General features: G+C 70.3%; 10 protein-coding genes. 2 read left to right on the top strand and 8 right to left on the bottom strand.

What is annotated here, in order from left to right:
• Positions 1–64 precede the first annotated feature (64 nt).
• From V5F59_RS10180 to V5F59_RS10170, 3 genes are all read right to left on the bottom strand, one after another.
• Positions 65–1231 carry an aminotransferase gene (locus tag V5F59_RS10180; RefSeq protein ID WP_393981202.1) on the bottom strand — a complete coding sequence of 389 codons (1167 nt, stop codon included), beginning with the start codon at positions 1229–1231 and terminating at the stop codon, positions 65–67.
• 57 nt (positions 1232–1288) lie between these two features.
• Positions 1289–1609 (bottom strand): hypothetical protein, encoded by a 321-nt coding sequence (locus tag V5F59_RS10175; RefSeq protein WP_393981204.1) that lies wholly within the window; start codon positions 1607–1609, stop codon positions 1289–1291.
• A gap of 125 nt (positions 1610–1734) precedes the next feature.
• Positions 1735–3513, bottom strand: a complete 1779-nt coding sequence (locus V5F59_RS10170; RefSeq protein ID WP_393981206.1) for a potassium/proton antiporter — start codon at positions 3511–3513, stop codon at positions 1735–1737.
• A 153-nt stretch (positions 3514–3666) separates the two neighbouring features.
• Here V5F59_RS10170 and V5F59_RS10165 point away from each other — a divergent pair, with 153 nt between their 5' ends.
• Positions 3667–3972 (top strand): hypothetical protein, encoded by a 306-nt coding sequence (locus tag V5F59_RS10165; protein ID WP_393981207.1) that lies wholly within the window; start codon positions 3667–3669, stop codon positions 3970–3972.
• Positions 3973–4024: 52 nt separating this feature from the next.
• On the opposite strand, the gene V5F59_RS10160 is transcribed toward V5F59_RS10165, so the two are convergent.
• The 4 genes from V5F59_RS10160 to V5F59_RS10145 form a co-directional block, all read right to left on the bottom strand.
• Positions 4025–4249 carry a hypothetical protein gene (locus tag V5F59_RS10160; RefSeq protein WP_393981209.1) on the bottom strand — a complete coding sequence of 75 codons (225 nt, stop codon included), beginning with the start codon at positions 4247–4249 and terminating at the stop codon, positions 4025–4027.
• Positions 4250–4335: 86 nt separating this feature from the next.
• Entirely contained in the window at positions 4336–5340 is a 1005-nt protein-coding gene (egtD, locus tag V5F59_RS10155) for an L-histidine N(alpha)-methyltransferase (RefSeq protein WP_393981211.1), read from the bottom strand.
• Complete coding sequence (egtB, locus tag V5F59_RS10150; protein WP_393981213.1) at positions 5337–6620, bottom strand: ergothioneine biosynthesis protein EgtB; 1284 nt, start codon at positions 6618–6620, stop codon at positions 5337–5339. The genes egtD and egtB overlap by 4 nt, the downstream gene beginning before the upstream one ends.
• A 141-nt stretch (positions 6621–6761) precedes the next feature.
• The gene (locus V5F59_RS10145; RefSeq protein WP_393981215.1) at positions 6762–7613 is read right to left on the bottom strand and encodes a LysR substrate-binding domain-containing protein; all 852 of its coding nucleotides are present in this window, start codon (positions 7611–7613) and stop codon (positions 6762–6764) included.
• 134 nt (positions 7614–7747) lie between these two features.
• On the opposite strand from V5F59_RS10145, the gene V5F59_RS10140 reads away from it, so the two are divergent.
• Positions 7748–8854 (top strand): NAD(P)H-dependent flavin oxidoreductase, encoded by a 1107-nt coding sequence (locus V5F59_RS10140; protein ID WP_393981217.1) that lies wholly within the window; start codon positions 7748–7750, stop codon positions 8852–8854.
• Between the two features lie 14 nt (positions 8855–8868).
• On the opposite strand, the gene V5F59_RS10135 is transcribed toward V5F59_RS10140, so the two are convergent.
• A complete protein-coding gene (locus V5F59_RS10135) occupies positions 8869–12438 on the bottom strand; it encodes a YhdP family protein (protein ID WP_393981219.1) in 3570 nt (1189 codons plus the stop codon).
• Positions 12439–12442: the final 4 nt, after the last annotated feature.

The raw sequence follows: 12442 nt of genomic DNA, 5'->3' as shown, positions 1-12442 counted from the left end.
CGTCGAAATTTCGCGGCGCCCAGGCGAATTCTTCCGCAACGACAATGGGGCCCCGATACCGATGTCACCGAAGGTGCGGAATCTTCGCGAGGCGTTCGAGGGTCCGGTCGATGGTGGAATCGTGCTTGGCGAAGCAGAAGCGCACCACGCTCCGCACTGCATCCTCGGCATAGAAAGCCGACACGGGGATGGCCGCCACCCCCTGGTTGCGCACCAGATCGAGGCAGAAGGCCTCGTCGTCGGGCGCGTTGGTGAGCGGGGCAAGATCGATGGACAGGAAGTAGGTGCCGGTGGAGGGGATGACGGAAAATCCAAGCTCCGCAAGCCCTTGGGCCAGCCGGTCGCGGGAGCGCTGGAGCTGGGCGCGCATAGTGGTGAAGTAGCCGTCCTCCTTCCCCAGCCCATAGGCCACCGCCGCCTGCAAATTGGGCGGCGTGGTGAAGGTGAGGAACTGGTGCGCCTTGGAAAGCACTTTCATCAGCGGCGGGGCAGCAAAGACCATGCCGACCTTCCAGCCCGTCATGCCGAAGATCTTCCCGGCGGAAGAGATCTTCACCGTGCGCTCGCGCATTCCCGGCAGGGACATCAGCGGCGTGAAGGTCACGTCATCGAAGATCACGTGTTCCCACACCTCGTCACAGACGGCATAGGCGTCGAAGCGCACGCAATAGTCTGCAAGCAGCGCCAGATCGGCGCGCGAATACACAATGCCGGTGGGATTCTGCGGATTGTTGAACAGCACCATCTTGGTGCGCTCGGAAAAGGCCGCCTCCAGCTTCTCGGCGGTGATGGTCCAGGACGGCGGCTCCAGCCGCACCAGCCGGGGTATCCCCCCGGCCCGCAGCACCAGCGGCAGGTAGGCATCGTAGAGGGGCTGGAACAGCACCACCTCGTCCCCCGGCTCCACCAGGGAAAAGATTGCGCCGGCAAGGGCTTCCGTCGCGCCGGAGGTGACCATCACCTCGCTGTCGGGATCGAGCTCCAGCCCCTGCCAGCGCCGGTAGTGGTCCGCGGCGGCCCGCCTCAGCTCCGGCAGGCCCATCATGGGCGGGTACTGGTTCCAGCCGTCCACCACCGCGTCCGCCGCCTTGCGCCGCACGTCCTCCGGGCCCGGATCGTCCGGGAACCCCTGGCCGAGGTTCACCGCCTCGTGGGTGCGGGCGAGGTGGGACATCACCTCGAAGATGGTGGTGGGAAGGTCCGCATAGATGCGGTTGAGCGGCTTGGGCATGGGAGGATCGCAACACGGGCGCCGGGAGCGCGGAACAAGGGAATGGGCCCGCGCCCTTTAGCCCTTATCGCCCGCCTGCGGAAGAGCGGCGGGCGCCGGGGCCGGCGCGCCGAGGGGCGCGAGGGCGGCGAGCAGCGCCTCCGGGGTCACCTGGGCGATGGGCATGAGCACCTTGGCCGCTTCCGTGCGACGGCCCGGCCGCATCACCAGCACCACCGTCTCCGCCCCCCCGCAGGCGGGATCGCCGCAGGAGATCTCGGAGACGGAGACGGTCGCCTCCTCCTCCAGGCCGAGGGTGGCGCGCACCATGTCCGCAAGGGTACGGGCCGCGTCGCGGGCGGGTCCCGCCTCGCCGCGCCTGCGCATGAACAGCCTCATCCTGATCCTCCGCCGCCGGAAACGGGACGCGCGTGTGTGCCGCCTTCTCGCGGCGGTATCGTGGCAGAGGGTGCCGGCAGGCGCGCTGATCGCGCGTTGAGGCCCGCATGCCGCGTGAAGGGGCTTCAGTCCTCCTCGTCGCCAGCCGCCGAGGAGAGGCCGAAGAAGCCGCGCACGCGGGCGATGCCGCGCTTCAGCCGCCCGGCCTCCAGCCGCAGCACGGCCCAGGTCACCCGCCCGTCCACCACCTCGCGCACCTCGATCACCCCCTCGCCGAAGGCGATCCGCATGCCGCGGGCGGGATGGTCGTCCGAGCGGTCGGCAAACGCGTCGGCGATGGTCAGGCCATGCTCCGCAACCGGCACCGCGAGGCCGTAGAAGACGGCGAGGTCGCCGAGCTTCACCTCGCCCACGAAGGGAAAGGCGGCGCTGTCGTCCAGCGGCGTCGCCTCCTGCGGACGGAACAGGCGGTCCAGGTGGTGCACCCGCTTCGGCGGCGAGAGGATATAGCCATAGTCCCCCTCCTTCAGCGCGCCGGCCTCTTCCGGGGTGAGCATCTGGCCGCCGCGCACCACCATGATGAGCCGCGCCCAGTCCGGCAGCAGCATCTGGCCGGCCACCGGCGTCCCCGCCATGACCGGATAGGCGACGAGCTCCATGTCAGTCTGCCCCGGCAGGTCGATCTCGAAGCGCCGGACTCCGGGCGCGGGATCGGCGAGCGCCACGTCGAGCCGACGCGCCGCCGCCACCATGGTCCAGCCGTGGAGAATGAGGGAGACCAGCACCACCGCGAAGGCCACGTTGAAATACACCTCCGCCTGCGGCAGGTGCGCCAGCATGGGGATGGTGGCGAGGAAGATGGACACCGCCCCGCGCAGGCCCGCCCAGGAGATGAAGAGCTTTTCCTTGAGGGAGAAATGGAACGGCGCCAGGCAGGCGAACACTGCCGCCGGCCGCCCCACGGCGATGAGGAAGCCCGCCACCCCGAGCGCCGGCAGGATGTACTGGAGGATCTTGTGCGGCGATACCAGCATGCCCAGCATCACGAACATGACGATCTGGCACAGCCAGGTGACGGTATCGAGGAAAGAGGTGATGGAGGCGATGGCCCGCACCGGCCGGTTCCCCAGCACCAGCCCAGCCAGGTAGACGGCGAGGAAGCCGGAGCCGTGCAGCAGCGAGGTGAGCGCGAACAGAAGCACGGCGACGCCGACCACCAGCACCGGATGCAGGCCCCCCGGCAGATCCACGCGATTCAGCAACGCCACCAGCGCATAGCCGCCGGCGACCCCGATCACCCCGCCCACCGCCAGTTCCCGCACCACGCCGAACACCACCATGAAGCCGGGATCGGCCATGTTGGAGGTGAGCAGCTCCACCAGCAGCACGGTGAGGAACACCGCGGCCGGATCGTTCGTGGCTGATTCGATCTCGATCACCGATCCGACGCGGCGGCCGAGGTGCAGCCCCTGCGCCCGCACCAGAAAGAGCACCGCAGCCGCATCGGTGGAGGCGACGATGGCCCCCACCAGCAGGCTCTCCATGGGGCCGAGCTTGAGCAGCGGCCCAGCCACCAGCGCCACGAGGCCCGCGGTGAACACCACGCCGATGGTCGACAGGCCCAGCGCCGGCACGATGGCCCCGCGCATGCTGGCGATTCGCATCCTGAGGCCGCCGTCGAACAGGATGACGGCGAGGGCAGCGGAACCCACCATGTAGGTGGCCCAGTAGTCGTCGAAATGAATGCCGCCCGGGCCTCCCTCCCCGGCGCCGATGCCAATGAACAGGAACACCAGGAGGATCGGCGCGCCGAAACGCGCCGCGAGCAGGCTCGAAAGGGTGCCGACCACCACGAGCGCGGCCACCACGAGAAGCATGGCATTCGAAACGACAACCGAGCCCATCAGACCCCTTCGAACTGTTTGGAATGCTTCTGCATATATCTAGAGTAGCGCCGGGAGCGCCCTCGAAGTAAGGTCCGGAACGTCGCGGGTGAGGCAAGGGCGTGGGCCTCATCAGCGCGCGGACCGGTCCGGGGGCGGAAAGGGACGTGGAAAATGTCTTTGCGCGGTATTCCGTGCGCATATCTTGTCACGCCGATCTTAAAAACGGTAACAGGTTGCCTCATTGCCGAGGCGGAGACCATTTGTTTCGACCGTGAGCTTGCCATCGAGATGGCGGACGCGGACCGGGATCGTTGTGCCTGGGTGGCGGTCTATGCGCTCGACTCGGATGGGCGCTGCCTGCGCGGCGGACCGATCTACAGCATCGGCACGCTGGGTGTTTCGACCGCGGCCCCGGAGCGTCGCCAGACACGGTTCGGCCCGATGCAGCCCCCCTCCGGCATGCAACTGTCCGGCTAGGCACGGGGCGCGCCACGCGGACGCCATGTGAGCGGATCCATCCGCATGGTGCCTACCGGCCGCTGCCGCGTCCTGCCACGAACGAGATGGCATCGAACACCGATGCGAACCGCACCACCCGCACGCGCCGGCTGCCGCACAGGTCGCAGCGCAGGCGGGGTGGCGGCTCGTCCGCTACCGCATTGGCGGTCGGCGGAACGGTCTCGGCGAGGGCAACCGAGGGTTTGGCGGAGAGGATGGAGCGGCGCCCGCAGCGCCCGCATTCGGCACAGATCATTCCTGAAACAGCGCCCGGCCGCAGGCGACGTCAAGGCCTTCCCGCGTCATGGCGACGCGTGAAGGCGCCCAATGGCGCGCTCCACGTCAGCCGGCATCGGACACGGCACGCTCCAGCACCGTGACGGCGAACCACTCGCGCGGATCGGTCCAGATCACCCGCTGCGCCCACCCGGCGTGCCTTGCCATGCGGGCAAAGGCAGCGGGCGTGTACTTGCAGGAGTTTTCGGTGTGGATGGTCTCGCCGCGGGCGAAGCGGATGCTTTCGCCGGCGATGCGCACCCGCTGGTCCGCGAGGCTCTCCAGGTGCATCTCCACCCGCCGTTCCGCGCGGTCGTAGAAGGCGTCGTGGCGAAAGCGGGCGAGGTCGAAATTCGCCCCGAGCTCCCGGTTGATGCGGGCGAGGAGGTTGAGATTGAAGGCGGCGGTCACCCCTTGCCGGTCATTGTACGCGGCATGGAGCACCTCGGCGCCCTTGGCCGCGCTCTCCGCGAGATCGAAGCCCACCACGAAAGCCGAGCCCGGCCCCAGCACCTCGCCGGCATTGGCGAGGAAGCCGGCGGCCGCATCGGGCGTGAAATTGCCGATGGTCGAACCGGGAAAGAAACCCAGGCGGCGTCCCTGCCCGGCCATCGCCGGCACCGCCAGCGGACGGGTGAAATCCGCCTCCACCGGCAGCATGGCCACGCCCGGATAATCCCGCCCGAGGCGCGCCACGGCGGCCCGCATGTGGGCACCGGAAATGTCGATGGGCACATAGGCCGCCGGGGCCGCCATGGCATCCAGCAGCAGGCGCACCTTCTCGCTCGATCCCGAGCCGAACTCGATCAGCGTCGCCCCGGCCCCGGCGATGGCGCCGATGTCCCCCGCGCGCGCATGGAGGATCCCGAGCTCCGTGCGCGTCGGGTAATATTCCGGCAGCCGACAGATGAGGTCGAACAGGCGCGAGCCTGCCTCATCATAGAAATATTTCGGCGGCAGCGCCTTGCGCGGCGCCATGAGCCCCGTGAGCACGTCGGTGCGGAAGGCGGCGGTGGCGGCCTCCTCCGTCGCTTCGGCGGCGGAGCGGGCGAGGGTCTTCAGGGCGCTCATGCGTCCTCCGCGAGCCTGAGGCCGGCGAAGGGCCAGCGCTGGTGGGGATAGAAGAAGTTGCGGTAAGTGGGGCGCACGTGGCCCTCGGGCGTCGCGCAGCAGCCGCCCCGCAGCACCATCTGGCCGGACATGAACTTGCCGTTGTATTCGCCGATGGCGCCCGCCGCGGGCTTGTAGCCGGGGTAGGCGACATAAGGGCTGGCGGTCCATTCCCAGACGTCGCCGAACATCTGCGCCGGACCATCCGCGGCCGCCTCGGCCGCCAGCGGCCGCAGGGCCCCGCCATCGAGAAAATGCCCCGCGAGGGGCCGGTCGCGGGCCGCGACCTCCCATTCCGCCTCGGTGGGCAGGCGCTTGCCGGCCCAGCGGGCATAGGCATCCGCCTCGTAGAAGCTGACGTGCACCACCGGCGCCGCCTCATCGAGGGGGTGCTGTCCGGAGAGGGTCATGGCCTCCCATCCCCCCTCCCCCGTCTCCCAATAGAGCGGCGCGGTGAGCTCGCCGGCCTTCACGCGCGCCCAGCCGTCGGAGAGCCACAGCTCCGGGCGGCGATAGCCGCCATCGTCCATGAAGGCGCGCCATTCGCCATTGGTCACCGCCCGCGAGGCGAGGCGGAAGGGCCGCAGCAACACCCCATGGCGGGGCCCTTCGTTGTCATAGGCGAACGCATCTCCCGCATACCCGATCTCGAAGATGCCGCCGGGATAGTCGAAGAAGGCCAGCGCCTCCGCCGCGCGGGCCGGACGGGCGCGGAAGGGCCGGTACGCGGGCTTCAGGGGATTGGCCGCGAACAGGTTCAAGATGTCCATCAGGATCAGCTCCTGGTGCTGCTGCTCGTGGTTGATGCCGATGTCCACGAGCGGCGCGAGCGTCTCCATCCGGCCCTCGTCGGCGCGGGAGAGGAGGGCATCCATCGCCTCCGTCACCCGGGCGCGATAGCCGGCCACCTCTGTCACCGTGGGCCGGGTGATGAGCCCGCGGGCAAACCGCGCATGCCGCGCGCCGGCGGCCTCGTAATAGGAATTGAAGAGGTAGGCGAATTGCGGATGCGCCGGTTCGTAGCCCGGAAGGTGCGGCACGAGGAGGAATGTCTCGAAGAACCAGGAGACGTGGGCCAGATGCCACTTGGTGGGGCTGCAATCCGGCATGGACTGCACGGTCTGGTCCTCGGGGTGGAGGTCGCGGGCGAGATCCTCGCTGAGCCGCCGCACCGCGTGGAAGCGGGCGAGGAGATGGTGGGTGGCGGGGGGCTGCGGGCTTGTCCGGTCCTTCAGTCGCATCGCGCCTCCCCCCTGTCCGACGGATCCACGTGACCACAGTGTGGGATCAACGCCGCGGCATGCCTTGCGGTTCTGCGGGATGTTTCGATTTCGCCCGGTGCGCGGTTACAGGGCGAGCGCACTTTTTCGCGGCAGGCGGGCTCAGGGCCGCGGCGCGGAAGCCTCGGGAAGACGCGCGGCGAGGTCGAGCACCGCGGCGATGGAGGCACGCGAGGGGCTGGCGGCGCGCCACAGGGCGATGGTCGCCACCGCTCCAGCTCCAGCGGCCAGCGGGCGGGTCGTCACCTCGCCCAGCGCCCGCCAGCGCTCCACGGCGGAGGCCGGGAGCAGCGTGCGGCCGAGCCCGGCGGAAACGCAACCGATGATACCGTCCAGCGTGCCCAGCTCCAGCACCGGCGCCTCGCCGAAGGTGGCGCGGCACCGCTCGCGGTAGCAGCACCCTTCCCGGAACACGACGAGGGCGTCCTCCGCCGCGCCGCCCGGGGGCAGCACCTCCACCAGTTCCTCCCGCCAGAGGATGCGGGAGGAAAAGCGCTCGTCCGCCGCCTCCTCCGCCACCAGCACGAGGTCGAGGGCGCCGCGCTTCAGGGCAGCCACCAGTTCCCCGCTGGTACCGCTGCGCAGTTGCAGGCGAAGCTTCGGCAATGCGGCGCGGACCGCCTTGAGCAAGGCCGGAAGGCGCACGGCGGCGGTGGTCTCCATGGTGCCGATGCGCAGGGGCGGAAGCGCCTCCGCGGCGGACTTCAGCAGCGTCTCCGCCTCCTGCGAGAGACGGAAGATGCGCGCGCCGAAATCGAGCGCCAGGCTGCCGGAGGCCGTAGGGACCATCCGCCCGTCGATGCGCTCCACCAGCCGCTGGCCGAGCCGCGCCTCCAGCTTCTTGAGGCGGGTGGTGACGTTGGACTGCACGCACCCCAGCTCCTGCGCGGCGCGGGTGATGCTGCCCGTCTGCGCCACTGCCTGGAGAAACTCGAAATCGCGCAATTCCATCATTTGAAGAGAACGATAAAATCACAAACTTTCAATTTCAATGAATTTCGCCCTGTCTCATACTCCTGTCCGACCGCTGCGGCGGAGGTTGCCCTGACCTCCCCGAATGACGCCTCGTCCTGAAAGGAAGCCGGCCCATGACCCCCTCGCCCAGCGCCTCCTCCCCCGCTCCGTGGGCGGACCGGCGCATCCTCGAGCTCTTCGGCATCCAGCTCCCCATCCTGCTGGGGCCCATGGCCGGAGCGGGAACGCCGGAGCTGGCGATCGCGGTGGCACGGGCCGGCGGGCTCGGCGCCCTGCCCTGCGCGCAATACACGGCGGAGCAGCTCGTCGCGGCGGTGGCGGCCTTCCGCGCCGGGGCGCCGGGCCTGCCGCTGAACGTGAACTTCTTCTGCCACGTCCCGCCGGCCCGCGATCCGGTGCGGGCGCTGAGGTGGCGCAGCCGGCTCGCGCCCTATTACGTGGAGCTGGGCCTCGACCCGGAGGAGACGCCGCCCGCCGGCGGCCGGACCCCGTTCGATGCCACCTTCTGCACGCTGGTGGAGGAGCTGCGGCCCGAGGTGGTGAGCTTCCATTTCGGCCTGCCGGAGGCGGCCCTGCTGGCGCGGGTGAAGGCCACGGGCGCGAAGGTCATCTCCTCCGCCACCACCGTGGCCGAGGCGCGATGGCTGGAGGCCAGGGGCTGCGATGCCATCATCGCCATGGGGCTTGAGGCGGGCGGGCACCGCGGCGTGTTCCTCACGCAGGACCCGTCCGAGCAGACGACGTCGCAGGTGGGAACGTTCGCTCTGGTGCCGCAGGTGGCGGATGCGGTCGCCATTCCGGTGATCGCCGCAGGCGGCGTCGCCGACGGGCGGGGCGTGCGCGCGGCGCTCACCCTGGGGGCTTCCGCCGTGCAGGTGGGCACCGCCTATCTCTTCACCCCGGAGGCGAAGATCCCCGCCGTCCACCGCGCCGCGCTGGAGGAAGCGCGGGACGACAACACCGCCCTCACCAACCTGTTCACCGGCCGGCCCGCGCGTGGCGTCCTGAACCGGGTGATGCGGGAAGTCGGCCCGCTTTCGCCGGACGCACCCGCCTTCCCCACCGCCGGCGGGGCGCTCGCGCCGCTCCGCGCCAAGGCGGAGGCGCAGGGCAAGGGTGATTTCACCAACCTGTGGTCCGGGCAGGCCGCCCGCCTCGCCCCCCGCCTGCCCGCCTACGAGCTGACGCTGAAGCTGGCGGCCGACGCGCGGCAAGCCTGAGGTGCCGAGGCCCCTCAGCGGGTGGGCGGGGCGTCGGTCGCGTCCTTGAACTCGAAGATCTTGCGCAGGAAGCCCGGCGCCACCGCCGAGATGGGGTTGATCCGCAGCGTCGGCCCGGAGGAGAGCGGGCCGACGATCTCGAAGGTCACGCCCACGAGGCCCTCGTTGGGCCCGCCGCCGAGCAGCAGCCCGATGACCGGCAGCTTGGAGAAGATGTTGTTGAGCGCATAGGCCGGCACGAAGGTGCCGCGCATGGAGATGCGGTCGCCGGCGAAATCCAGCGTGCCGTCGAAGGTGGCGCCCACCGAGGGGCCCCAGATGGCGCCGTCCTTGAAGGTGACCTTGCCGGTGGTGCGCGCGAACTGGGCCTGCGCCTTCTGGAAGGAGGCGGTGCCGTTCTCGATCCGCCCGGAGGAATCGCGCGCCGCGCTGGAGAGGCGCTCCAGCCCCGGCTCGCCCTTCACCGCGAAGTCGCGCAGGTGCAGCACGCCTTCCTGGGGGGTGTTGTCGCTGCGCGGCGGATCCACCACCAGCCAGGCTTCGCCGCCCTGCACCTTGGGATAGATGTCGAGGAAGCGCAGCAGCGCCCCCGCGTCCGAGGTGGTGACGAGCAGCGCCCGCTGGCGTCCCTGCCAGTTGCGCATCTCCCCGGCCACCGTGCCGTCGCGACCCGCCTTGGCGGTGAGGGTGAAGTCCCTGGTCTCCACGCCCCGGCGCGCCACCGAGAGCTCGAACTGGCGCAGCACCTCGCCATTGTTGCCGGTCAGCGCGCCGATGCGCGCCTCCACATCCACGTCCGGCAGCTTGCGCTTCGGCCCGGTGGAGGTGGAAACAAGGCTCTTCATGATGCCGCGGGCATCCATCACGTCGCCGGTGATGCGCACCTTCAGCACGTCGCCCACCTTCTCCGCCTTGGCGGAGGCCTTGTCGCCGTCGGAGAGCTGGAAGGTGGGGAAGTTGGCGGAGAGGAGGTCGCCGCTGTCGGCAAGCTCCAGGCCGCCCTTCAGCAAGGTGCCGGACCCTTCCACCAGGAGGTCGTCGAGGCGGATGGTGTTGCCCTTGTCGTTCAGGACGAACTTGGCCTTCAGCGGCTTGCCCGCGGGCTTGCTGAGGCCGGGAACGAGATCGGCGATGCGGGCGTTGGTGAGGTCCGCCTCGATGGTCGCCCGCGTGTCCTTGTTGTTGGTGGTGCCGACGAGCCGCATGCCCACCGGGCCGGAGACGCCGGGAATATCCAGGCCCAGCTTGCCGCGGGCGGCATCGTCGAGGGTGGCGGAGATGCGGATGTCGGAATCCGCCACGTCCTTCTTCTTCTCGTATTCGAAGGCGACCGGCGCACCGGCGAGCTTGCCGTCGCCGCGCAGCACCACGCCGGCGGGCGAGGCGAAGGCCTTCACGGCGGCGCCCTCGAGGCGCTGGCCGCGGAACACCTTGTCCACGCCGAAGTCGGTGAGGGTCGCCTCCAGCGAATAGTCGAGGTCCTCGGGCCGGCCCACCTTGCGGAACAGGATGTTCACCTGCAGCAGAGCGGAGAACTTGCCGCGCGTGGTGGAGGGGTCGAAGGCGGTGCCGGTGGGGCCCTTCAGCGGCTCCATGCCCAGCACCTCGATGGCGCCGTCCGCCGGGCCGTCGAACTTCACGCGGATCTGGGCGGACGGCTCGCGCGGGAAATAGTCCGGCAGCAGCATCGCGCCGTCGCTCACCGCGATCTTCCGGCCCTGCGGCGTCACCACCGTGCCGTCCGGCAGGGAGATGCGGACGGACCGGCCGGTGACGAGAATGGACAGGTTCGCGTTGGTGATGGGCGGCAGCCCCTTCACCGGGCGCAGCGTGACCCCGCGGCCGTTGATGACGAAGCGCACGCTGTCCTCGGGCAGGGGCACTTCCTTCTGGCCGATGAGGTCGAGGGGCAGCTTCACGTTCACGGTGATGCCGTCCGCCGTGCCGCCGGAAACGTTGTCGATGGCGAATTGCCGCGCCGGCGGGGCGATGTTCACCGGCCAGAAGCGCTTGATCGTGCCCACGGGCATGGGCGAGGCCGCGCCGTCGAACTTCAGGTAGGGCACGTCCACGCCGAAATCGAACAGGGCCGTGAAGTTGAAGGTCACGGCGCCGGAGGCGAGCGCGCCGGTGTCGACGATGAGCTGGCGGCTGGGGGGATCGAAGCGCCCCGCCACCTCCACCTTGTCCACCGCGAGGGCGGGCTCGTTCATCTCCTTGCCGGCGAGCACCACGTCCTTCGGGCCGATGTGGAACGGCCAGGGCTCGCGGGACATGGCCGGCACGTTCACCTCGCCCTCCAGGCGGATGTGGTTCTCGTTCTTCACCGCCTCGATGGGCGAGAGGACGATGACCCGGCGGGCCACGTCGAGCTGGGCGCCGAGCCGGGCGGAATCGATGATGAAGCGCTCCTCCGCATCCTCGCCGTTGCCGAGCGCGCCGGCGCCGAGGTCCAGGCTCGCCTCGGCGGCGGTGATCATCCCCTCCACCGACAGATGGGCGGCAAGCGAGGCGTTCAGGGGCGTGTCGATATAGAAGCGCTTGTGGTCGTTGGAGAAGGCCTGGAGCAGGTCGCGGGTGGAGAGGTTGCGGACCGAGACGTCGATGAGCCGCTCGCCTCCCCGCGCGGCGCCGATGCGCGCCACCGCCGTGGCGACGCCCTGGGGCGACTGGGTGGTGAAGGTGAGCTGCGCGCCGCCGCCGGCCGGCCGGGCGAGCCGCACGCTGATGTGCTGGAAGACGATGCGCCGGCCGGAGCTCTCGTTTTCCACGATCAGGGTGCCGTCCTTCAGCCCCACGTCGGCGAGGGCGCCGCCATCGAAGCCGGCGGATTCCAGCTCCTCGACCCAGCGGGCGATGAAGACCGGCTTCAGCGGATCCAGGTCCGCCGCGGGCACGGGCGCTGCCGCCGCGGGGTCGGCGGCGGGCGCCGCGGCCTGAGGCTGGGCCGGCACCGCCGGCGCGCCGCCGGGCGCGGCGACAGGAGCCGCGCCGGAAGGAGCGGGCGCCCCGGGCGCGCCCTGCGCAGGCGTCTTCGCCGCGGGGGGCGCCGATGTCACGCCGCGCGTGTAGATGGGCTTGCCGTCGCGGCCGGTGGTCACGGCGAGGTGCCCGGAGGCGGCGATGCGCACCGTCATCTCCGCGCCGACCAGGTCGATGCGCCGCGCCTTGGGCATGAGCGAGAGCAGGGAGCCGTCCAGCTCCACCTCGGCGCTGGGGGCGCTCGCCACGGTCTGCCCGTCCGGGCCCGTCACCTTGATGTCGTGCACCACCACCGCGGTGCCGCCGCCGGCCACATGCTCCATGGAGGTGGAGCCGATGGCGACCTTGTGGCCGCCGCCGATGCGCTCCTCAAGGGCGCGCTCGATATAGGGGGTCGCCACATTGGCGGTAACGACGCCGGTGGCGACGAGGGCATAGAGGGTCACGGCCGCGACGCCACCGAGGGCGATGAGCAGGAGGCACGCCGTGGTGAACACCCGCCCCGCGCGGCTGCGCGGGACAAGCGCCCCCATGATGCCCCGGAACCGCGAGCGACGCGGCTGCCGCCGCGCCACCTCGGGCTTGCGCACGCTCTCCTGCATTCCC

This window comes from Xanthobacter nonsaccharivorans (assembly GCF_043194755.2).
GTDB classification, from domain to species: Bacteria; Pseudomonadota; Alphaproteobacteria; order Rhizobiales; family Xanthobacteraceae; genus Xanthobacter; species Xanthobacter autotrophicus_G.
Note: the sequence above shows the minus strand (reverse complement) of the source record. Positions and strands in the feature narration are given on the sequence as shown.